The 22,091-nt window shown below is 53.8% G+C and carries 18 protein-coding genes; 9 read left to right on the forward strand and 9 right to left on the reverse strand.

Annotated features, from left to right (window positions below; translation table 11 throughout):
• Positions 1-43: 43 nt before the first annotated feature.
• Positions 44-1,684 carry a TCP-1/cpn60 chaperonin family protein gene (locus CNO20_RS11015; protein ID WP_101296157.1) on the reverse strand — a complete coding sequence of 547 codons (1,641 nt, stop codon included), beginning with the start codon at positions 1,682-1,684 and terminating at the stop codon, positions 44-46.
• A 68-nt stretch (positions 1,685-1,752) separates the two neighbouring features.
• On the reverse strand, positions 1,753-2,145 hold the full coding sequence (locus CNO20_RS11020) for a hypothetical protein (protein WP_101296158.1): 393 nt from the start codon (positions 2,143-2,145) through the stop codon (positions 1,753-1,755).
• A 2-nt stretch (positions 2,146-2,147) separates the two neighbouring features.
• Here CNO20_RS11020 and CNO20_RS11025 point away from each other — a divergent pair, with 2 nt between their 5' ends.
• The 5 genes from CNO20_RS11025 (at position 2,148) to CNO20_RS11045 (ending at position 7,019) form a co-directional block, all read left to right on the forward strand.
• Entirely contained in the window at positions 2,148-3,224 is a 1,077-nt protein-coding gene (locus CNO20_RS11025; RefSeq protein ID WP_101296159.1) for an NAD(P)-dependent oxidoreductase, read from the forward strand.
• Between the two features lie 113 nt (positions 3,225-3,337).
• Positions 3,338-4,789, forward strand: coding sequence for an aldehyde dehydrogenase (gene aldA, locus CNO20_RS11030; RefSeq protein WP_101296160.1), 1,452 nt, complete (start codon positions 3,338-3,340; stop codon positions 4,787-4,789).
• Between the two features lie 16 nt (positions 4,790-4,805).
• Positions 4,806-5,231, forward strand: a complete 426-nt coding sequence (locus CNO20_RS11035; protein ID WP_101296161.1) for a VOC family protein — start codon at positions 4,806-4,808, stop codon at positions 5,229-5,231.
• Positions 5,232-5,238: 7 nt separating this feature from the next.
• The gene (locus tag CNO20_RS11040; protein WP_101296162.1) at positions 5,239-5,667 is read left to right on the forward strand and encodes a VOC family protein; all 429 of its coding nucleotides are present in this window, start codon (positions 5,239-5,241) and stop codon (positions 5,665-5,667) included.
• A gap of 119 nt (positions 5,668-5,786) precedes the next feature.
• A complete protein-coding gene (locus tag CNO20_RS11045; RefSeq protein ID WP_101296163.1) occupies positions 5,787-7,019 on the forward strand; it encodes an NAD(P)H-dependent oxidoreductase in 1,233 nt (410 codons plus the stop codon).
• Positions 7,020-7,509: 490 nt separating this feature from the next.
• Here the strand turns inward: CNO20_RS11045 and CNO20_RS11050 are convergent, their stop codons facing one another.
• Entirely contained in the window at positions 7,510-8,436 is a 927-nt protein-coding gene (locus CNO20_RS11050) for a 3-hydroxyacyl-CoA dehydrogenase family protein (RefSeq protein ID WP_101296164.1), read from the reverse strand.
• Positions 8,437-9,008: 572 nt separating this feature from the next.
• A complete protein-coding gene (locus CNO20_RS11060; protein ID WP_101296166.1) occupies positions 9,009-10,115 on the reverse strand; it encodes an Ldh family oxidoreductase in 1,107 nt (368 codons plus the stop codon).
• Positions 10,116-10,902: 787 nt separating this feature from the next.
• On the opposite strand from CNO20_RS11060, the gene CNO20_RS11065 reads away from it, so the two are divergent.
• Positions 10,903-11,676, forward strand: a complete 774-nt coding sequence (locus tag CNO20_RS11065; protein ID WP_199174811.1) for an HpcH/HpaI aldolase family protein — start codon at positions 10,903-10,905, stop codon at positions 11,674-11,676.
• A 728-nt stretch (positions 11,677-12,404) separates the two neighbouring features.
• On the opposite strand, the gene CNO20_RS23365 is transcribed toward CNO20_RS11065, so the two are convergent.
• The 3 genes from CNO20_RS23365 to CNO20_RS11080 all read right to left on the reverse strand — a co-directional run bounded on the left by CNO20_RS23365 (position 12,405) and on the right by CNO20_RS11080 (position 15,818).
• A complete protein-coding gene (locus CNO20_RS23365; protein ID WP_199174812.1) occupies positions 12,405-12,842 on the reverse strand; it encodes a DUF7970 domain-containing protein in 438 nt (145 codons plus the stop codon).
• Entirely contained in the window at positions 12,842-13,699 is an 858-nt protein-coding gene (locus tag CNO20_RS11075) for a ParA family protein (protein WP_101296169.1), read from the reverse strand. Before CNO20_RS11075 ends, CNO20_RS23365 begins: the two co-directional genes overlap by 1 nt.
• 934 nt (positions 13,700-14,633) lie before the next feature.
• Positions 14,634-15,818, reverse strand: coding sequence for a trans-sulfuration enzyme family protein (locus tag CNO20_RS11080; RefSeq protein ID WP_101296170.1), 1,185 nt, complete (start codon positions 15,816-15,818; stop codon positions 14,634-14,636).
• A gap of 222 nt (positions 15,819-16,040) precedes the next feature.
• Here CNO20_RS11080 and CNO20_RS11085 point away from each other — a divergent pair, with 222 nt between their 5' ends.
• The 3 genes from CNO20_RS11085 (at position 16,041) to CNO20_RS11095 (ending at position 18,973) form a co-directional block, all read left to right on the forward strand.
• Positions 16,041-16,361 carry an antibiotic biosynthesis monooxygenase family protein gene (locus CNO20_RS11085; protein ID WP_101296171.1) on the forward strand — a complete coding sequence of 107 codons (321 nt, stop codon included), beginning with the start codon at positions 16,041-16,043 and terminating at the stop codon, positions 16,359-16,361.
• Positions 16,362-16,878: 517 nt separating this feature from the next.
• Positions 16,879-17,370: an MOSC domain-containing protein gene (locus CNO20_RS11090; RefSeq protein ID WP_101296172.1), complete on the forward strand. Its 492-nt coding sequence runs from the start codon at positions 16,879-16,881 to the stop codon at positions 17,368-17,370.
• Between the two features lie 328 nt (positions 17,371-17,698).
• Positions 17,699-18,973: an MFS transporter gene (locus tag CNO20_RS11095; RefSeq protein WP_233204139.1), complete on the forward strand. Its 1,275-nt coding sequence runs from the start codon at positions 17,699-17,701 to the stop codon at positions 18,971-18,973.
• A 741-nt stretch (positions 18,974-19,714) separates the two neighbouring features.
• Here the strand turns inward: CNO20_RS11095 and CNO20_RS11105 are convergent.
• Together CNO20_RS11105 and CNO20_RS11110 are read right to left on the reverse strand one after the other, a co-directional pair.
• Positions 19,715-19,936, reverse strand: coding sequence for a hypothetical protein (locus CNO20_RS11105; protein ID WP_199174813.1), 222 nt, complete (start codon positions 19,934-19,936; stop codon positions 19,715-19,717).
• Between the two features lie 552 nt (positions 19,937-20,488).
• On the reverse strand, positions 20,489-21,796 hold the full coding sequence (locus tag CNO20_RS11110) for a Cdc6/Cdc18 family protein (RefSeq protein ID WP_101296173.1): 1,308 nt from the start codon (positions 21,794-21,796) through the stop codon (positions 20,489-20,491).
• Between the last annotated feature and the right edge of the window lie 295 nt (positions 21,797-22,091).

The raw sequence follows: 22,091 nt of genomic DNA on the forward strand, positions 1-22,091 counted from the left end.
GCTAAATTACGTAGGTGGATACGACAACTGCCTATTCCACTTACTAGTTAACATTCCCGCTTCCCCACCCGACGTCTGGCGGGCTCATCGGATTGCCATCAGGGCCGAGGTCAGGTGCTTCTCCACCGGTACGTGGAAGTAGTGCGTCGATACGGAGGAGCGAAATCGCAGCCTCAGTACCTGCCTGGAGGGCAAGGCGTTTAGATTCGTACGGTTCGATAATTCCCCATTCATATGCGGTTGTTACACCGCCACTTCCGACATCAACGGCCGCATCGTCAGTCCCGTCGGCGTGGGCCGCCTTCAATTGGGGTAAGACGTCAAGTGCATCATGGCCGGTATTTTGTATAAGCTGTGCAACCGTTGACTCAAGTGCATCGGCGTACGCCTCTATGGCGAGTGTATTCCGTTCCCCAACGCCAGCAGCGATGTCTCTAACTGTGCGGGCAGCCTCAAGTTCCGTCGCCCCACCGCCTGGAACGGCCCGCGGGTCATCGTAGACGGCTGCTAGCGATCCAATTCCCTGCTTCAGCATGCGTTTGGCATGATCTGAACCAGAGGCAGTCCCAGCGTGGACAATGATTGAGACGATGTCGGGATCGTCACAATCGGCGAAGAGAACGCCTTTGATGGTACCCGAGCCGATGTTCGTCACCGTCACTCGACCGGAGTGCCCAAGTTTCGCACTCTTGATGTCCTTTGGAGGGACTATGGTGCCGCCGACAGCCCTGTGCACCCGAGACAAGTCCTCCTCTGAGACGTCATTTTGATGAAAGACAAGTATTCCTTCAGCGGCGAGCTCATAGACGACGGAGCTGTCAAGACTCCCCCGACAAACAACCACATCGGCGCCACTCTCTATGATATCCTGTATACGTTTTTCAAACACTTGCTGAGTAGATTCGGTAGCACCCTGGAGGGTCGCCATGCTGCCGAGCGTAACGCTCTCCTCGCCGAATAGGTCTTTTAGATTTGGTTTCGTGACCGGCTCGGAAAGTAGCAATATATTTGCGTTCATGATGTCCGTGGGCATGTCATGATGCGTCGGATTGGCGCGTAAAATAGTACCTGCAACTACTCTCGAACGGTCAAGACCCAGCCGGATACTTTCCTCAAAGTAGACCCGACTGACCGCCACGTCAGGAGCAAGCACATCACCTGCGTCAAGGACGACCCGCCGAAGGTGCTTGGCGGATGAATCAGTGAATCTACCGGAAGTCACCGTTGAGACGAGCGCATACCGCTCCCGTTCGTTTAGTTTGAGAGGTACTGCCACATCATCGAGAGCTGCCTCCGCCGTGACAAAGGCACGCTCAAACCCGTGCGCTATCTCAATTGGGGAGAGTCCCGACTCGACAAGAGTTTCGGCCTCTTTGAGCAACTCACAGGTAACAAGCACCGCAAACGTCGAGCCATCTGCGTATCGTTCGGAGAACTTACAGGCGTTGACTATGAGTTGTGCCACAGGATTGGCGATGTTAAGCCGATCGAGAATATCCGTTCCTTGGTTCGAGATGTATCCCGTCCCAAGATGGTCAATGAGAAATTTGTCTCTGCCACATGGACCGTAGGTAGTACGCAGAAGCTGTCCGAGCGCTCGCGCTGCCTGAAACGAGTTTTCGCGAAACGCATCACCGATAAGCTGGTCTGTCTCTACGAACGAAGTCTGTGTTTTGTCAGCCATTATCGTGCCGGAGGTTACTCAACCTTTTAATACTTCGGGAGCCTTAAAGAGAAATACTTCACTTGATCTTACCCGTCTGTAACTCGTTCGCTTGGCCCCACCTGCCACCTACGGTAGCGAATGCCAACATGGCGATACCGCTGAAACAAATAAAGAGCGGAAGTGAGCAATGGTGTCACTATGAATGATCCGACGATGTACATCCACCACGTAGGCTTCCACTCCTGTCCAGCGTCCTGAATCTCTCTTGCGTCATAATAGAATCCGAATAATGCGGCGATAGTGAACGTTAAGAATACGAACAGCCATGCTTGAAGAGCTAAAAGTGATGCCGTTTGCGTCAGGTTCAATGAGCCACCGATGAGGAGAAACAAATCAAGAACTATCGTCCACAGGACGACCGCGACATGGCTCCACCACCAGTTCGAACGAACGGCCACCAATTGTGCGTCTGACGTCATGGATGGGGCTTCGTGTCTCTTGCCCAAATAGGCTCCGTCGAAGATCCATCATTACGAGAAATGCCATATTAGCTAACACTCCCACAACTTATTTAAGCCCCTTTATTGTGACTTGTAACCGTATGACGGTAGGAGTCATCGGTCTCGGAAAGGTAGGAAACGGTATCAGTAAAAATCTCACTGAGCAGGGCTTCGAGACTATAGGGTTCGACCTCTCAGAAGAGGCCTGCGAGGCCGCTGCCGAACACGGTATAGACATCGCCGAGGACAGCGCTGAGGTTGCAGAGCGTGCGTCGGTCATTATCCTCTCCCTGCCCCACCCTGACGCAAGTCGTAATGCAGTTAACGCGATTGTGGAGCATGGGGATCCTGGGACAGATATTTTTGATACAAGTACACTCTCTGCACTTACTGCACGCGAACTCGGCGAGCAGGCAAAGGAGGAAGACATGTATTACTTTGACAGCCCCATCACAGGCGGAGAGGTTGGAGCACAGGCGGGCGAGCTCACGATCATGATGGGCGGTGATCCTGAACGTATTGAGGCTCAGCGGGATATCCTCTCGGCCATCGCAAGCAACGTCTACCACATCGGCGATGTTGGCGACGGCCAGTTCGTTAAGCTTATTCACAACCATGTCGGCCAGACTACACTTATCATTTTCATTGAGGGTGTGCTGTTGGCCGACGAGTTCGGTGTTGATCCCTCGACGCTATATCGGACGCTTCGACACTGGACGCAAATCTACGACGATAAGCTGGATTCGTTCTTCTCTAACGAGTTCGATAAGCACTTCGACGAGCACTTCGCCCTTGATGACGCCGAGGGTATTTATCGAAACAAGTTCCATCTCGACGTAGCCCACAAGGATCTCGTCGAACTCAAAAGTCTTGCCGAAAAGTACGAGACTTACCTCCCGCTTGGAAACTTCGTTGAACAATTCCACCGTGAAGGTATGAATGCCGGGTACGACAATCGCCCACATCCTGATTTGCTTCAATTTTACTCTGACATGTTCGATAAAGATCTGAAGTCGACCGAGGAGATCCGAAGCAAGAGCAAAGGCAGGATCATCTAAGGGGTTAACAGTCAGCTATTTCCTCCTCAATGGAGGAGCGATGATTATGTTTCAGCCATATATCTTCGAAACCACAATAAAGTATATGTGAGACCCAGTCAGTGTTCCTACTGATGTCGGAAGAAAATCAACTTGGAGGTCAGTATATCGCTGGCGAATGGCGAGTACCCTCCGGAACTGAGAGCATCGAAGTTCGAAATCCAACGACTGAGGAAGTAATCACAGATATCCCAAACGCGACCTCAGAGGAGATCGATTCGGCCATAAACGCTGCCGGTAAGGCCCAAATTGACTGGGGACGCCGACCGGCCCGCGAACGCGGTGAACTTGTTCGAGAAGTGGCAGAGCTCATGATGAACCACCAATCAGAACTTGCAGATCTCATCGTCAAAGAGCAGGGAAAACCTCGTAACGTAGCATTGGGAGAAATCGAGGCATCTGCGGACCTCTGTGAATACATGGCCGAGTGGGACCGTCGTATCGAGGGTGATATCCTTCCTGGCGATACGCGTCGAGAGTCAATTCACCTGCAGCGACACCCGCTTGGAGTCATCGCGGGTATCATCCCCTGGAACTATCCCATTGCGGTCTTTATACGCAAGTTCGCGCCTGCGCTTGTCGCTGGGAACACCCTTGTTGCAAAGCCAAGCGAAGAGACGCCGCTCGCAACGCTACGGCTCACCGAACTCATTGACGAGGAGATTGACCTTCCCGATGGCGTGCTGAACATCGTTACTGGTGGCGGTGAGGTTGGCACTCAGCTCGTTTCATCTGACTCGATCGATATGATATCGATGACCGGGAGTGTCGAAACGGGTAAGGCCATCATGAGAGCAGCCGCCGACAATCTGACCAAAGTCTCGCTTGAACTCGGCGGGAAGGCCCCGGTCATTGTCTGGAAGGACGCGGATATTGACCAAGCCGTAGAAGATATTCTGACAGCACGCATTACCAATACGGGACAAGTATGTACCTGTGCTGAGCGAGTGTATGTCCACGGTGACGTCCGAGAGGAATTCGAAGAGCGCTACGTCGAAGCAGCCAAGAACGTCACACTCGGCCAACCTGAGGACAATCCCGATATGGGACCACAAGTTAACGAACGGGAGCTCGAAAAGACGGAGGCAGCCGTCGAACGGGCCCGTAATGATGGTGCGGAAGTATTGTTGGGCGGTTCTCGCCCGTCGGGTAATAGTTTCGAAAGAGGCTACTGGTACGAACCGACGGTCATCACTGACGTCAACCAGGATATGGATATCATGCAGAACGAGGTGTTCGGCCCAGTGACGCCCATTATGGAGATTGACTCACTGGAGAACGCTGTTGAGTATGCCAATGACTCACGCTACGGACTCTCCTCGTACGTGTTCACAGATAGCTACAGGACAGCGATGCGCGTTGCCGAGGAACTGGAGTTCGGCGAGACGTACATTAATCGGACGCTCGGTGAATCGTGGCACGGCCACCATATCGGCTGGAATGAATCCGGCCTAGGCGGCGAAGACGGTAAGTACGGCTTCCTTAAGTACACGCAATTAAAGACAGTTTACCACAATTACAACTGAATCCACGGAGACTACAATGATTGGACAATCCCACCACTACGGCGTGACAGTATCAGACATGGACGAGGCTCTCGGATTCTACCGAGACACTCTCGGCATGGAGGAACTAGATCAGCTTTCCTTTGCGAGCGAGGAATTCAGTAAGTTTGTCGGTGTTGAGAACGTCGACGTTGACCTCGTCTTCCTCGATGCGGATGGCTGTGCGGTCGAACTGCTCGAATACAACCATCCTTCGGGAGACAACGCCAATGACGGCGTCTCGAACAACGATATCGGCGCAGCGCACTTCTGCCTCGAAGTGGACGACCTCGATGCAATCTATGATGACCTCCGGTCGGATGGCGTCGAATTCATCAATCCGCCACAAACACTCGAGAACGGAGCTGAAGTGGCCTACATGTACGATCCAGACGGTAACGTAGTTGAGTTGCTTTCGGAGTGAATCCCCTATGAGCGAGAAAGACGAGATATTCGAGCGCATTCACCACGTGGCGTACACTGTTGGCGATATTGACGACTACCGCCCGTTCTTCGAGAACGTCCTCGGCATGACCTTGGTCGACTATCGCGAGATGCCCGAGGCTGGCTACGATGCAGCGGTCTACCAAGTCGGAGAGACCTACATTGAAGTCCAAGAGCCACAGGGACACCCCGAAATAGAGGCGTTTCATGAGGAGCACGGTAACGGACTTAACCATGTGGCCTACGAAGTCAACGATCTTGATGTAGCAGTCGAAAACTTCGCGGACCAAGGCATCGAACCTGAGTGGGACGAAGCCATCCTTGCGCCAACCTTCCCAGGATGTAAGCTTCTAGACATGGATGTAGAAACGAGCGAGGGGATCTACCTTCAATTAGTCGAAGAACTCGAAAACTAAGACTCATGTTCAATGTTCCGTCGCAACTCACCGAACTTAACGAACCAATTACTGTCGGCGTTATTGGCGCTGGGTTATTTGGGAGACGACTGGTCGACCAAGTAGAACGCGCTCCTGGCATGCAGACGGCCGCCATCGCCGATCTAGAAGTAGACAAAGCAGTAGATGCCTTCAACGGAGCTGACGTAGGTGATATTAAGCAGGTTGATGATCCCGACGCCCTCGAAGCGACCATCGCTGATGGCATGCGAGCAGTTACCGATGATGGTATCGTCCTAGCTGAAAGCGATGTCGACGTCGTTGTTGAAGCAACAGGTATCCCTGAGGTGGGTGCCCGTCACGCCTATACAGCCATTATGGACAAAAAACATGTAGTGATGGTCACCGTCGAGGCCGACACAGTCGTCGGACCAATCCTCGCAAAACTCGCCGATAGGGTTGGAGTGACTTACTCAATGGCGTACGGCGACCAGCCTGCACTCATCGCCGAGCTATATGATTGGGCTCAGACCGTCGGGCTTGATGTTGTCGCCGCCGGGAAAGGGAATCCTTTCATCAATGAGTACAAATACGGGACCCCTGACGATGTCTTCGAGCGGTGGGGATTCGATAAGAAGTTCGTCGAAGAGAATCACCTCAACCCGTACATGTATAACTCGTTCCTTGACGGGACAAAGGTCGCCGTCGAAATGTGCGCTGTCGCTAACGCGACTGGGTTGAAGCCAGACGTGTCGGGCATGCACATACCAGCGGCCGAACTCGAAGAGATACCAAAACGTATGCGTCCGCAGGAAGATGGAGGATTACTAGAAAACTCCGGCGTCGTTGACACGATAAGCTCATTAAATCCTGACGGAAGTGAGATCAAAAACGACATTGAATTTGGCGTCTGGATCGTCACGACAACACCGAACGAAGGTGTCCGAGAGTATCTCAACCAGTACGGTGGATCTGGAATGTACGTCGCAAATGCTGGGAAGTACCAGCTCTTCTACCGGCCGTTCCACCTCCCTGGGACCGAAACCTCCGTGAGCGTCGCCAGCGCGGCACTCCGGAATGAACCGACTGGAGTTCCGAAACAGCATGTAGCCGAGGTTGTCGGCGCAGCCAAGCGCGACCTCTCGGCCGGTGAAGAACTAGACGGTGGCGGTGGATACACAGTCTACGGTATGATTGAAGACGCTGAGACGGCCACACGGTCCAACTATGTCCCTCTCGAACTCCTAGAGGGTGCAACGCTTGTCTCCGATGTCGAGAAGGACACGATTGTCACCGCCGACGATGTCCAACTGGATCAAGAATCATTTCTCTATCGCCTTCGAATGCTCGAAGAGTCCGACAAGACCTTGTAGGCTTTGCTATCCCCATTTCTTCAATTTTATTTTTAATACCGGCTATTCTGGATAGCAAATACTCATGGCTATATAGGTCGTTGAAAACAACGATAGAGCCGTGGGGAATTCGCGATTTTCATCGTGGAAGGGTTTCATCGAGATCGTTGGTAACTTCGCCTAGCGGCCAAACGACTTCGCCATGAGGACCTATAGCGGTAATCGACCACGCCATACTTCGCTCATTCGGGTAGTTACTCATTACCTCCCAGACGTCCGTCGAAGGTAACATACGGATTATTCATGATTAGCTGGACGGTTCGGTCAATCTAGTCCGATAACGGAATAGCGATACCCAGGATCCGGTGACCGAGTCTTTAACCGCACCGAGATACCTCTCTGTCTATTGGAACCTTGATTCTAATTATAGAGTAGATTGTAGTTGAAGATGGTTAACGTCAGGATCCAACGTTTATACCTGACGCAACTCCCCAGCCTTGACGAGGAAATATTATTCATCTAGTACCCTCTTGAGCGCCGCCAACTGCTTGTCCCGGCGGTGGGTGACCTCCTCCGGAGGAATATCGTACTCGAAGAATCCAGCACCGTCCTCAATGCCGCCATGGTTCGCTTGAAGGTACTTCTCGAAAAGGATACTCGGTTCATCGTCGTCACAGAGGTAGGGATAAAGATTCCTCGCGTTGGTCTCAAAGAGGTCAAGACCAGCGATGTCTGTCGTTTCGAACGGACCAACGACAGAAGTCCGGCGGGCGTATCCATCACGAACTGCCATGTTGATATCTTCAATCGAGGCCACCCCCTTTTCTGCGAGGTGCATACATTCGCGGATGACGGCGAACTGAATTCGGTTCCAAACGAATCCAGGAACGTCTCGCTTGACGACTACCGGAGTTCTGTCAACCGTTTCGAGGTACGTCACCGTTCTATCTACTGTCTCGTCACTAGTCTCTTCACCGCGAATGACCTCCACAGGCGTCAGTAGGTACGGAGGGTACCACCAGTGACAGCCGATGATTCTGTTGGCCGCGTCATTGCCCGCCGCAATGTCAGTAATAGGAATACCGGAAGTGTTAGTCGCCAATACCGCGTCATCCTCCGTCGAGTCCGCAAGTGTCGCGAACATCTCCCGTTTGGTGTCAAGATCTTCTGAGACAGTTTCGATGACAAGCTCCGCGTCGCTGACCTCCTCCGCGCAGTCGAGTGTGAATGAGATCGAATTCATGACTGATTTAGGTAACACGGACACGAGTTCCATCTCGTCTTGAAACTGGGTGACCTTCTTAATACGCTCACGAGCATTGTCGAGGTTCGATTGTCGATGATCAATGAGCGTTACGTTCCAATCGTGCAGTGCAAAGTGAGCGGCAAGTCCGTGTCCCATGTTCCCTGCACCGACAACTGCTACCACGCCAGTCATAACCAACACAATGCCAGCGGACAATACTAAACTTTCTCCCTACGCCTCCAATAGCATCATTATCGGCACCAGGCGTAATAGAGCGCTCTCTTCCGCAATTACAATCGGCTACTAGCGGCACTATTTTGCCGTCTTTTCCTATCTCTTGACCCCCTTCCGTTTGTACCACTGTGCTACTAAGTACCTAAGGAACGGGCCCGCACTGGCGGCCGTGCAGGTGGTAAGCGAGATGGTAAACATCATTTTCTGTATCCAGCTCGCCGGATCTGTGTCAATGGGACTCGCCCACAACCAGTGCATCGTCCGTCGATTCGTCTTCGGTGACGCTTAGAGCGTCGCGATCTCACTTCATTCCAGTACCATCGCCTGTTCTCAGCGATATAGTCAAATGGATCTACTAGAACAGGAGGACGTCGTCTTCGTTCTTATCCATCACATGTATGAGAGATCAGTTCCATCGAGTAGATAAACCGTACTATCCGGCGTTCCTGCTTCAGCCTTCATCAGACTTATCGGCCGCAGAAATATCTATCTTTTACCTGGCCCGGTCATGGCAATACCGCTGACTGAACTCAAGCATCGAAGGGGCCCAGGACTGAACTTTTGATTCCCGACTGTCTCGCAACATCTGCGAGCAGGCTAAGCGTCTCGTCGTGAAACGGTATGCCTTCTTCGAGCCGCTTCTGTCGCTTCTCGTATTCGATTTCCCCCGGAAGTACCACACGATCACCCTTCGCAGAGGGACCCATCGGTATCTCCTCGGAATGATCAGCGCTGTGGACTAACCTGACAAGTGCCTCCACGCGCCGCCGGTTTGCCTCGTATGTCGAAAAATATTCGGGATCGACGAAGACGAACATTGCGCCGTTGTTGACACGCCGTTCATTACACTGGCCAGAGACCTGGTGATTCGCTATAATACCGGCGAATAACTCTGCGATCACTGCGAGGCCAAATCCCTTGTATCCCGCCGTGAGACCACCGAGTGGTAACATTGCTCCCTGTTTCTCTTCTTCGTAAGCCCGTGCGGTAGTGATTGCCTCGCCTAACTCATCAATAGCCCAGCCTTTGGGAAGTGGTTGATCCTCTATATACCGTTTTGTTATCTTTCCGTGGGCGACTTGACTAGTGGCCATATCAAGGACTACCGGATGAGGGAGCACATCAAACGTGGGAACGCCGAATGCCAATGGGTTGGTCGGCAGCAGGCGTTCAGCACTTCCTGGTACCGCCACGAGCGGAGAGGTGCCGCCGGTGTTGACGAAGGCAGCAAAACCGATCCCAGCGGCTGCCGCTCGCTCAGCCCATTCACCGACGCGGCCAAGGTGGGTTGCATTTCGGACTCCAACGATGGCGGAGCCGCTATCACTAGCGAGTTCAATACCGACATCAACGGCGCGCCGGCCAACTACCTGTCCGTACTGGAAGTTACCATTGACCTGCGCGGTCGTTGGACTCAGCCGTTCGATTTCGGGGGTGGCTCGAGGACGGATTTCGCCATTCTCGATCATCTCGCGGTAAAAAGTTCCCATGCGGATGACTCCATGCGAACCGTGGCCGCGGAGGTCAGACTCAACAAGCGATTCTGCTACCTCGGCGGCAACTTGATTGGATGTACCAAGTGCCGAAACTAGTTTTATGGCTAATGACTCTAGCTCGGTTACGTCGATCCGTCGCATACATGTATCTCACATTGTTAGGAGTTAAATCCACTTATGGTCATCCTCAATCTGTATGTTCGATCACATACACGAAGCTAGAGAGCTCTTTGTACCATGTTTCTGTTCCTCCGGCTAGTGGCAAACAGTTGCTCTCCATTTTCAAACCTACTTCCGATGTTATCTATACCGTTTCCGTTCGAGGAACGGTCTCTCTGTGCTGTTCACGAATGTTAAACCTCTGTTTTACAATGAGAAATTCACTTGTTTCAAGGACCGAATCGCACCAAGAAGGCGGAATTGACCGTTGAAAAGGCTCCTTTAGCCATTTTCTGATGCAGCATCAATAAAAGTGATAGCGGTCAAATAAGAAGGGTATGACTCTAATAGTGCCGTAACGGCCCTGTCACACGATAACTCCCATCAAGGCGCGTTCGACGCTAGTAAACGGTATACTAGAGTATCCAAAAACCACGCAACTGGGGAAATGTAAATATAATCTTATTACAGACATCTACGACGAGATGGCTATTTGCGCCTATGAAGAATGGCTTCAAAGTAATTGGTGAGTATTTGAGATGAATTTGGCAATCAATCACGATGGCGTGACGGCCTTACTATAAAAATGTTACTGTTAAGAGCGCTTTCGACGATGGTGAACGGAACTTCGGAATTATAGGAACCGCGTTTTCGATCAAATTAGGTGGCTACTCTCCAAATGAGATACTCATCGAATCTCTCTTCTTTAAGCGGATCGGTGAAGTAACCCAAAACGTTTTATCATCGGTTTACAAGTTTGGAAAGGATGATGCACGTAAACAAGGTTCGTAGAAGACTTGAGGCCGACGAAGCAGTGATCGGTGCACGGTCAAAAACTATGTCACCAATGCTTGTTGAGATCTATGGACAACTAGGGTTTGACTTTGTGTGGCTTGATTTTGAGCATGCTGGGAAAAGCCCATACGATAGTACTGGGTTCGACTCGCTCGTTAGAGCGGCCGAGAGCGTCGACATTGAATTGCTCGTCAGGGTACCCAATTCAGATCCATCCCTCATTCATAAAGTTCTTGATACTGGGATCTCAACTCTATTGGTTCCGCGAATCAAGAATGCTGAGGAGGCTCAGCGTGCGGTAAAGGCAGCTCGTTTTTCGTTTGACGGTGGACCGGGCAACAGGGGATTTGGCGGTGGCCGTAATGCTGAGTGGGGCGCCGCCATGGAAGGGTTCACCGAACGAGAGGACGAATCAGTCCTTGTCGGAGTTATGATAGAAATGGTTGAAGCCATCGAGAATATAGAAGAGATCCTCGGCATACCACATTTAGGGTTCGTCTTTGTCGGGCCGATGGACCTCTCGATCTCTATGGGATACCCTCAGCAAACTGATCACCCCGAAGTAAATGACGCTATCAAAACGATCGAAGACGCCTGCGCAGATGCTCATGTTCCTATTGGCATCCCTGAACACTCTACCGAAGGTGCTGCAGACCTTCTTTCGCAGGGTTACCGTGTCCTCCGCGTCGGCGATGAGGTGGATTCGGTTCAAGAAATTCTCGGGAAGCGACTTGACGCGCTTCGCTAGATACTTACGAAAACATGGGTCAACGTCCCGCTCAACAATGAGTCGACTTCATGCGGTATTTCAGCAGAAATCTTCATGACGGTTGACGACGTTTCCTGTCCTCTAGCCCGATGTTTCTAGTTACCTCGTCTACTAAGAGATGTCCATCTAACTGATTGGCTGTGACTTCAACGGTGACATTGAATTTCTCATCCCCAGTAGGGTGATCGATGAGTTCTCATGTCTCGCGACGTTAAGTTCTTCGGAGCCTCGTAGAGGGTAGAAACCCACTCACAACTTCGGAGTTTAGCCAGGTGATGCACGGCTTCTTTTCGCGCTACTTACGATGAATTGGGTGACCTCAGTCGGTTCTCCAGTTGAACAATACCCCGTTCTTCTTGCCGGAAGGCGCACTTCAGAACCCCATCCTCCGAAATTGTGACCCGCAATCTAAGAAGAATTTATATATCAGCATGCGGTTTACGCAAATTGCGCGCAAATTTAGGGGCTTCCCTCGGTGTTCACACGGACTGCTACCGTCTGTGTGGTCCCAGAATTCAACACTATCTTGTTAAATAGAGCCTCCCGACCGAAAATACCACTCTCAGAACCAGAACGTCACACAGCGGGGCTGCTACCCTCTGCCCACCACGACCACCCCTGCAGCCGACAGACTAGACACCGAGAAGAAACCCGAAACTCACTATGGAACCACCGTAGAAGAAGTCGGCAACGTCGCTAACCGCGCTCTAAGACTTCTCGAGATCATACCCCCATTCACGGAGAACTTCGGCAACGAGCTCGGGGTTGCGCTGAGCGACGACCATGGCAGCCTCTCGGTAATCAGATTTGTAGACGCTTTCGCCGAGAAGCTCCTCCAGCGTATCCTGAAGATCGCCCTCGGCTTCGATGATCTCGCTCCGAAGGAAATAGGGAACTTGCTCGCGTCCTTCGTTCACCTTCTCCCGGCGAAGCTTGTAAGGGAGCGAGTCCATCGTCGGCCGTGAAGGAGATGACGTCTCTGATCCGCTCACAGAGCCAGTATCTTTGTCGCTCGTTTCAGTTGGTGCTGAATTAGCTGCCGTCGTGTCTTCCGTCAAAGATACATTTTCGTCCCGGTCGTCAGATCGCTCGACGTCGTCCGATTCGTCGAGTCCAGCATCTCGTGACCCGGATTTGAGCCCCATTATGCCGTCACCTCGGGCGTTGTAAGGCCGGCCTGCCGTTCGAGATGGCGGGCGAGTTCGTCGAATTGGTCGAGCGTTTCTAGCTCATACTCACGTTGCCGGTCGCGATGCTTTTCCACGTACGTGTACGGGCTACACTGCTGCTTCCAGCTCCCCTCCATCATAGAGCCACGCTCACCAATGACCACTGGAACCGGGAACCCACTTTCGCGAAGCTCATTGAGTATTTCGCGCTGATCGCGCGTGTTTTTGTAGCCGATCGGGACGACCGCGAGGACGCCGACGTCGACGTCGATGCTTTGCTCTAATCCGTCAACGAGGTCGTCGAGGCCTTCGATCGATTCTTTTCCCTTTGCGGTCGCCTCGAACGGGATGACCACGTTCCTGACGGCGACCAGTGCGTTATACAGAATGGGTCCTGCTTTCCCGGCAGAGTCAACGATGATGACGTCGTACTCGTCACGAACGTTTGCCTCGCGGAGGACACGATGTAACTGGTGGTACATGCTGTAGGATTCCCCGAAGTTCTCGGCCTGATTTTTCTCGTTGAGAAGAAACTCGTGAAGGTCTTCGAGCATGTTGTGCGACGGAATCAGGTCGATTCCGCGTTCGACTTCGAGAGCGAGATCGTGAAAATCGCCTTTCGGACGACCAACGAGGTGGCGAACGAGGTTATCGACGCTTGGATCGCCGCGGTCGTAATCAGGTCCGAAAAAATATGTGAGACTTCCGTTCTGGGTGTCCATATCGATGACCAGGACATCGTGGCCAGCGCGCGCGTGGCTCGTCGCCAGTGTCGCTGCTGTCGTCGTCTTCCCGACACCGCCAGCCTCCGAAACTGGAGTATAGGTGAGCATTATAGGGAATAGTTGATGACCACGGATATAAAGGTAAGTCAGACAATACAGTGACGTCTCCCAGCTATATCTGATAACGATACATTATAACTATATTTGGGATCTATATTCACCACCTATACCGAGTAGCGATACGTGGCATCGAGAGTCGATCAGCACACGCGTTGGTGAGTGGCAGTCGGTACAGAGATCCACTCTCAGGCATCTACCCCACCAGTGGAATAATCGCTGAACAGCTGGGGAGACGGAGCACAACGCGATAAGGCGAGGTCCAACCAGAGGGAGAAATCCAAGATAAACATAGTTTACAGCCACAATAAATAGCTATGCCATCGAGCTATATCCTATAGCTATACCCATCATTGAAAAGTAATAGCGTCCATTGCAGAGTCGGCGTCGATCCACCGAGGCGAGTCAGACCAAAGCCGGTGTGAATGATCAATGAACACCGTTTCAAAAGAAGTTAGATCAAGTGCGGAGCGAGTCGGGTAGTGATGGTTCTTAGAGTCGGGAGAGATATTTACTACCCCTCTGATCACGTCCGTGAGAACATCAGCCCCTCCTCAAATGTGGGAGTGGTCTCAGTCTATCCCCTCTCTCAAAATGAGACTTGCTTGGTGCCTCGATAAACTCCATGATGGGATACAGATGAAGTCTCTTGCTGCACCCTACAGATTCCGCGTTTAGATTTCTACAAACTGACAATAGAATGATACTTCCCCAATATCCGATCGAGTTCAGCGCATTGTAAGGATTGGCCGTCCACAGCGCACTCAAGAGTAAATCGAGTGAATGTCGGGTTCTTGGCCTGCTTTGTAGTAGGATAGGATCCTGAATCGAAACCAAGACCAATATCTCAGTTCGGTCAGAGACGGCTCAAAATCCCCTTGCGACCGCTATGACCGGTGGACAATCGGAGAACGAGTGCATGGGTCTACGGTAGCGCCGTCCGGAGATCCTCGCAGAGGGCGTCGGCGTCTTCGAGGCCAACGGATACTCGGACCAACGTCTCGGGAATCTCCGCTGAATCCTCACTACGACTGAGCTCCTCGGGGATCATTAGTGACGGCACCTCAACAAGGCTCTCAACCCCGCCGAGACTGGCTCCCGGCGTGAATACCTGAAGTCCCTTAACGAACGCCTCAAGTTCGATGAGTGTACCATCGAACTCGAAGGACAGCATCCCGCTGTACCCCGACATCTGCTCACTCGCAAGATCGTGTTGCGGGTGGCTCTCGAGACCCGGATAGTGAACACGAGCGACCCGATCGTGGCTTTCGAGGAACCGGGCGACTTCCATCGCGTTCTTCTCATGATGTTCCATCCGCGCGGGCAGCGTCTTGATGCCTCGTGCAACGAGGTAGCAGTCGAACGGCGAAAGCATATTCCCAAGCCCAACCCGCTGCGCGAACGCTAATTGCTCAAAAACACCACTGTCGTCGGTGATAACGGCACCGCCGATCGAGTCGGAGTGCCCGTTGAGATACTTGGTGGTGCTGTGAACGACGACGTCAGCACCCAGTTCGAGTGGGGCTTGGTAGTACGGACTCGCAAAGGTACTGTCCACGCCGGACAGCGCATCATGGGCATCGGCGATGTCGGCTATCGTTTGGATATCGCACAACCTAATCAAGGGGTTCGACGGTGTTTCTACCCAAATCAGGTCAGTGTCCGCGTTGATTGCATCGGCGACGTTGTCGGGGTCACGAGCGTCAACAAAGTCAATGTCAACGCCGAGATGTCCGGCCATGTGTTCCGTGAGCAGTTTTTCGGTTCCGCTGTAGATGGAGTCCGAGGAGACGACGTGGCCTCCCGGAGGGACCAGCGATAGCATCGTCGTCGATGTGGCGGCCATTCCGGAGGCGAACGCCAACCCATGCTCGCCGCCTTCGAGACGGGCTAACTGCGCTTCAAGGGCTGCCCGCGTCGGATTGCTCTCACGCGAATAGTCGTGTTCATTGGCCTCGTCTCCGCTGGTCCACTCGAATGTGGTCGAGAGGTGGATCGGCGGGACGACGTCGTTTGTTCCACCTCTGTGGGGATGCGTCTCGGTTTCTGCTGCGCCGACGGCGATGGTTGCGAATCGGTTCTTGCTGGACCGGTCATCGTGTCGTGTCATAGGTTACTCACTACAAGACCCACTTGGGCGGTGAACATATCTCCGATACAATTGGGTGGTTCATAGGAGTGTTCTCCGTAGCGGTAGATAGTCGTAGAGTTATAGGCGAGACTGGCCAGAGATAAAACCTGAACTGGGCACGAGTCAGCGAGCGATCTGTAACGAACTGTTGTGTCCCTGGAAGGGAGGTTTCTTATTCACATTGGCGAGTAAACTGTAGTGATGTATCTTGTCACGTTCCGCCTTGATCCGGGGGAGTACGATGCAGAGTTTCACGAGTTGAATGACGCGATACAAGTGGCTGCCGAGGACACAGAGGGGTATCTGGGCAAGCGGACGTGGCATGCCTCTGAGAGTGAAGAGGTTCTCGTCGTGTACTACTGGGAGTCGTTGGACGCGCTTGAGTCGTTTGGCGCAGATTCTGACCACAAAGAGGCGAAACAGCGATGGACAGAGTGGTACGATGCGTACGAAGTCACCGTTACAGAAGTCGTCGAGGCGTACGGGAGTGGGTTTGGTGACGACGCCGATCCACCCCTATAGCATCCCGAGCCAATACGAAAGTCCTCAAACAATAGAACGGGTCGGCTGGCAGAGCACTACTCGGTGTCCTCTCTATCGGGGGATTTTCTTTCATCCATTCGAGGACTTCGCTCGCGTGTTCATCCGGTGGGAAGATTGGGTAGAAGGCGTGCTCAATACGTCCCTCAGAAACAACCATCGTTAACCGCTTCAGGTATTCATCCCCCTCGATAGTGAAAGCCGGTAATTCGAGTCCGCTCGCCAGCTCCCATTCGGCATCGCTGAGCATCGTATGAGGGCAATCGATCTGCCCGAGTCCTGTTAGTACCAGTGTGACCGATGCAGAGCCTGTATTCAGCAAGACGCGGGGCTTTTGTTCAGCCCCTTTAGTCAGAATCAGCTGGTAGGCGAGCGCTCACATCTATTTTTGGATTGAGTTCAATATGTTCCCTATTTATAATGTCTCATACAATATTAACCACTCAAACCGAATTCAGTACGGGGAAGGTATTTGTACCTGAGCTATAAGACAGTACGTATGGAAGGTGAAGGGACTGCTAAACACATTTTCACTGCGCCTGACGCCGGCGTTGAGATGGACAAACGCAGTGAAGTCGAAGCCATCGCAGGCCGTGGTCTGCAGGGCGACAGGTATTTCAGCGATATCGAAGCCGGGACGTTTGTTACTTGGGAATCGGACGAAGACCGCCAGGACGGTTATGACCTGACGCTCATTGAGCAGGAGGCTATCGACGCAATCGAACGCGAGGCAGACGTTGTACTCGCTCCCGGCGAACACCGGCGGAACATCGTCACGCAGGATGCCGCACTCAACCACCTCGTCGGAACGCGATTCCGAATCGGCACCGCCATCTGTCGTGGCGACCGCCTCTGCGAACCCTGCGGATATTTGCAAGACCTCACTGGAAAAGACCTCTTGGATACGCTGGCCCACCGGGGCGGGCTTCGAGCTGATATCCTCGAAAGCGGGACAATTCGGCCGGGCGACACGATCGAACCACTCGAATAATGACCGACTCTGAACGGTTCGAACGGCCTCGATGTGCAGTTCCATCCGTGGTGAATGTGCGCCCTACGTCTAACGTTCAGAATATGAGACCGCTGATTCCTTTCAGCCAACCCATTCAAGTCTGTATCCATGTGAGGAATTCAACAGAGCCTCGGGAGCTACTACGACGCGTCCGTCGCCCTCGTCGGTTCGTAGGGTGCGAACCTCCACGGCGTGGACGAGTGGACGACGACGGAGTCACTTGTCGAGGCGGCATAGGCCGTCCCGAGCATCGTCGTCGATTACTGTGGGGTCACAGACAAGCAATGTACGGTACTTTGGGGCGACGGTGCTGACGCGACTCGACACGCGACGCGTCCGGTGGATGATGTGGGGCGTTCTCACGTTCGGGTACGTGCTCATGAGTTTCACCCGCGTCTCGACGGCAGTGTTGGCGGAGTCGCTGGCGCGCGCGTTCGACATCACGGCGACGGAACTCGGGTTGCTCCACTCGTCGTTCTTCTACCTGTACGCCGCCATGCAGTTGCCCGCCGGGTTGCTCGCAGACCGGTACGGTCCGCGCCACGTCGCCGGGACGGGCACGTTCGTGATGGGCCTCGGTGCCGTCGCGTTCGCGATGAGTGATTCGTTCCTCATGGGCTTTCTTGCCCGCGCACTCGTGGGCCTCGGCGGGAGCGTCATCTTCCTCGCCATCCTCCGGTTCGCTGTGACGTGGTTCCGGGCGGACGAGTACGCCACCGTGACGGGCATGACTATCGGCGTCTCGGCGCTCGGCGGCATCGTCGCGACGACGCCACTCGCCATCGCCGCGTCCGTCGCCGGGTGGCGGGCATCGATGCTCGCCGTCGGGTCGTTCTGTGTCGTCAGTGCCCTCGTCATCTTCCTGTTGGTCCGTGACCGACCGGCCGACCCGTCCGACGACGAGTCGCCAGAACTGGCTGCCGACGGCGCGCCCACGTCACTTCGTGCCGATTTACGGTCCGTCCTCGGCGGCCCGGACGTGTGGGTCCTCGGCGTCCTCGACTTTCTGGTTCTCGGCGTCAACTTTACCGTCATCGGCCTGTGGGGCGTCCCGTACCTCGTCCACCTCTACAATCTCTCCGTCGCGCGTGCGTCGCTGTACGTCCTTGCGGGTAACGTCGGCCTCCTGGTTGGGTCACCGCTGTTTGGGTGGGTCGCAGACCGCATCGCCGCCCATACCGCACTGGTGTTGTTCTCGACGCTCGTGTTCTGCGTCGTCTACGGCACTATCACGGCCCTCGGGACGCCACCGCTCGTCTTCGTCGGCGTCCTCTTCTTCGCGGCCATGTTCGTCAACGGCGGAATCTCGCTTGCGTTCACCGTCGGACGTCGGCGGCACCCCGACGAGGTGAGCGGAACGGTGAGCGGGACGATAAACAGCGTCGGCTACTTGGGGGCCGCCATCGTGCCCGCGGTGATGGGCGTGGCGCTCGATGCCTTCTGGACCGGGAAGACAGTCGGCGGCACGCCCGTCTACTCCTTTACGGGTTATCGCGTCGCGTTCGGTATCGCCACGGCCGCCGGCCTCGCGGCCCTCGTGTGTGCGCTGTGGATTCACCGGACTCGGCGGACCCTGGACTGAGGGGCAACGTGACGAACATCAGCGTGGGTATATCGACGCGGGCGATCGGCCCTCGACGCTGCCGGCGGAAGTCGAGATACAGGGCCGCGTCGGGTAGTCGCCGGGCGAGACGCGTAAGCGAAGTTCCAGAGTGGACAAAGGACAATCCGCGGTAAATCGACGGCGTGACTGGGCACGGAACTGCCAATTCAGTTTTGCCAACCTCTCTGAATTGATAACCGTCTGAGTCTCTCGACAGAGCCTCGATGCACTTCTCGGGTGAGTCAGCTTCGTCATCAAAGCCACTCCTGTACGTTTCTAACCTTCCGTGACGGTGGCTTCCTACGCATCGTACCACTCCGTCCACCACTGCTTCGTCGCTTTGTGGTCTGAATCCACTCCAAACGAATTTCCTCTGTGGACGTGAGGTTTCGCCACGGATGCTTCTCCGTCACCAATACGCGCTGTGTATTCAGCACGGCTGTTGAAACCTATCACCGATTGAGGGTTTCGACAAGGCCGGATTTCAATAAAGCCACATGAGAATATTCCCTTTATCTCGGTTGACTAGGTTTCGAGTCATAAGAAGAAGTTGGTATCGTAATAAACTACTTAAAATATAGACCATCTCGTGGCTCATGAGCCATAAGACGGTGGAAGGTGCGTTTGATGTGCTTCCTGCCCTGAACCGTCAGCTGAGACAGTTCCATTTGTGGCTGAGGATTTCACAAGAGGTAGCCGAGCCGTTATAAATCGTTCGTCTCAGTCGCTGTCCTCTCCCGTCCCATCGGCGTCCTCGAGTTCTTCAATTGGCTCAAGATTCGCTTCCATACGTTTGTGTTTGGCTTCACGAAGCTTCTCTTCTGACGCCATCTTCGGCACTAAAGACGCTCCTTCGGGAAGGTCGACATCCTGATCCTCTACGAGTTCCGAATCGGTGACCATCTTGCGGATCTCCATATCTCGGTTGAGCTTCCCAACCATCCGCTCGAACGCCGTCTCACGTTCTGGGGAGACACGGACGCAAACATGGTCGTCAGAAGTAGTCTGACGGACAGCGAAATCGCCCGTGGTTTTGCGACGGCGCGGTACGTTCTTTCTTGCAGTCTCACCGATATCTTCTCGCAGTTCCGCAGATCCAGGAGTGTCCCACTCTAAAGCAACTTCCGAGGAGATTGCTCCCTGCGGATGGACCTGTATCTGCAAAGCGAGTCGTGGAAGCAGGAAACCCATTCCCACGCGTGAGGGCGTCGGTCTGACCGGCGGGAGAGGTAGTTCGTCGCCCTGGACCGCTGTTCAGACACCCCCCAATCAGACTGTATCGGGTGACACACCGTACGCCGTCTCCCTTTTGAGTAACGACGATCCCGGAGGGACCCCTCATTCAGACTGTATCGGATGCCACCCGTAACCTTCTCCGAACACGCCTTAGTCAGAGTGTATTCTCTGACAAATGAGAACCGGTTAGGACTTCGGGGACCCCTCGTTCAGAGTGAAAACGGGGTAATCACCACCTACGTCAAGAGGTCACGCGGTTCACTGGTTTGAACCAAACGTCGTCTGTGACGATTGCTCCTGGTGAGCGATTGTGAGGTCCTGGAGATCCTCAAGAGACGGAAGCGCATCGAGACTCGTGTCTCGGCGGACGGCCTTGACGATGTGCTTCGGATCAGTGACGAGCCGATGGAGGAGATAGCTTCCCTGGGAGCGACCACCGCCAGTTTTGGTCGATTCGATCACGCCGAGGAAGGCCTGCTCTTTCAACTGCTTATACAGTCCGTTCTCGGTTACGGACTCATAGCCAGCGAGATCGCACATTTTGCCGTACCGGTCATAGACTTCCCGAGTCGAGTAACTCTCCTTGCTTCCCGTGATGATGAGACTGGCAAGCGAGTACAGCGCGAGCTTCGCGTGGATCGTTCCGCCGCTCGTGAGTTCCTCGATGCGATTGATCTCCGCGACCTTCTGCGCCTGCTGGATGTGTTCGTCAGTAATCGTTCTATCCCCGTTTCGACGAGCGAGTTCCCCGGCTTCTTTCAGGATGTCGATCGCCTTCCGTGCGTCACCGTGTTTCTTCGCCGCGAGAGCGGCACAGAGTTCAATCGCCCCAGCCCCAAGAACCCCCGGTTGGAAGGCGTCAGTCCGATTCCGCATGATCTCTTGGAGCTGAGACGCATCATAGGGGTGGAAGAACAGCTCGCGGTGGCCAAAACTCGAGTCTATCCGCTCGTCGAGAGAGTCCTTGTACTGAATTTTGTTACTGATCCCGATGATGCCGATGAACGACTCGGTCTTCCCGGCCTCTTTGGCGCGGGAAAGCTGCATCAGGATATTCGAATTGGTGAGTTTGTCGATCTCGTCGAGGATAATGAGGACGGCGTCGAAGTGAAGATCGAGAATGCGCCAGATGTGTTGGTAGTACTCCATCGTTCCGACGCCACGGAGCGGGACCTTCTGTTCGTACGGCGTACTCCGTTTGAGAGTGGTGGCGATCTGTCTCGTGGCTCGCGTTTCTGTGTCCGCCTCGGAACAATCGACGTAGACAACGTCGCATCGAACCCCGTTCGACTGGGCAGCGTTCTTCGCTCGACTCGCAACGTGCCGAGAAACGAGACTCTTCCCCGTTCCGGTTTTCCCGTAGATCATCACGTTGTTCGGCGGGTCGTCCCGGACGATAGCGCCAATTTCGTCGGCAACGGACTCGATCTCGGTGTCCCGGCCGACGATGCGGTTTTTCTCGGGGACGTGGCCGACGTGAAGGAGTTCCTTCCGGGCGAAAATTGGGTCCTGATCGGCGAACAACGGATCGCCCACGGAGTCTGTACCGTCCGGTTGCTCCGTCATATCCCGTGTATCAACACCATTTGTAATAAGGTTGTTGGGGGTCTGTCAGAGTGAAAGTCTAAACGCTACGTCGCTATCTCTCTCGATTTCTCCTTCTTCGAAGCTAGTTCTAACGGCGTATTCGAGTCGCACTCCCCCACCCCTCATTCAGAGTGAAACGCTATCCAAACGAGTCTAGTAAGAATCCGTCAGACAGACCCCTCGTTCAGAGTGATAACTTCGATGTTTTAGCGCCTTCAACGTCTGTTGAGCCGGATCTCGTTTCATCATCGACTGGCTGATCATCGTCCAGCTA

The sequence above is a fragment of the Halegenticoccus soli genome, from assembly GCF_002844195.1.
GTDB classification, from domain to species: Archaea; Halobacteriota; Halobacteria; order Halobacteriales; family Haloferacaceae; genus Halegenticoccus; species Halegenticoccus soli.

Coding starts and splice junctions, on each gene's coding strand:
- CNO20_RS11015 (WP_101296157.1), bottom strand. CDS start 1,684: ATGGCTGACAAAACACAGACTTCGTTCGTAGAGACAGACCAGCTTATC.
- CNO20_RS11020 (WP_101296158.1), bottom strand. CDS start 2,145: ATGACGTCAGACGCACAATTGGTGGCCGTTCGTTCGAACTGGTGGTGG.
- CNO20_RS11025 (WP_101296159.1), top strand. CDS start 2,148: ATGGGGCTTCGTGTCTCTTGCCCAAATAGGCTCCGTCGAAGATCCATC.
- aldA (WP_101296160.1), top strand. CDS start 3,338: ATGTCGGAAGAAAATCAACTTGGAGGTCAGTATATCGCTGGCGAATGG.
- CNO20_RS11035 (WP_101296161.1), top strand. CDS start 4,806: ATGATTGGACAATCCCACCACTACGGCGTGACAGTATCAGACATGGAC.
- CNO20_RS11040 (WP_101296162.1), top strand. CDS start 5,239: ATGAGCGAGAAAGACGAGATATTCGAGCGCATTCACCACGTGGCGTAC.
- CNO20_RS11045 (WP_101296163.1), top strand. CDS start 5,787: ATGCAGACGGCCGCCATCGCCGATCTAGAAGTAGACAAAGCAGTAGAT.
- CNO20_RS11050 (WP_101296164.1), bottom strand. CDS start 8,436: ATGACTGGCGTGGTAGCAGTTGTCGGTGCAGGGAACATGGGACACGGA.
- CNO20_RS11060 (WP_101296166.1), bottom strand. CDS start 10,115: ATGCGACGGATCGACGTAACCGAGCTAGAGTCATTAGCCATAAAACTA.
- CNO20_RS11065 (WP_199174811.1), top strand. CDS start 10,903: ATGCACGTAAACAAGGTTCGTAGAAGACTTGAGGCCGACGAAGCAGTG.
- CNO20_RS23365 (WP_199174812.1), bottom strand. CDS start 12,842: ATGGGGCTCAAATCCGGGTCACGAGATGCTGGACTCGACGAATCGGAC.
- CNO20_RS11075 (WP_101296169.1), bottom strand. CDS start 13,699: ATGCTCACCTATACTCCAGTTTCGGAGGCTGGCGGTGTCGGGAAGACG.
- CNO20_RS11080 (WP_101296170.1), bottom strand. CDS start 15,818: ATGACACGACACGATGACCGGTCCAGCAAGAACCGATTCGCAACCATC.
- CNO20_RS11085 (WP_101296171.1), top strand. CDS start 16,041: ATGTATCTTGTCACGTTCCGCCTTGATCCGGGGGAGTACGATGCAGAG.
- CNO20_RS11090 (WP_101296172.1), top strand. CDS start 16,879: ATGGAAGGTGAAGGGACTGCTAAACACATTTTCACTGCGCCTGACGCC.
- CNO20_RS11105 (WP_199174813.1), bottom strand. CDS start 19,936: ATGGTTGGGAAGCTCAACCGAGATATGGAGATCCGCAAGATGGTCACC.
- CNO20_RS11110 (WP_101296173.1), bottom strand. CDS start 21,796: ATGACGGAGCAACCGGACGGTACAGACTCCGTGGGCGATCCGTTGTTC.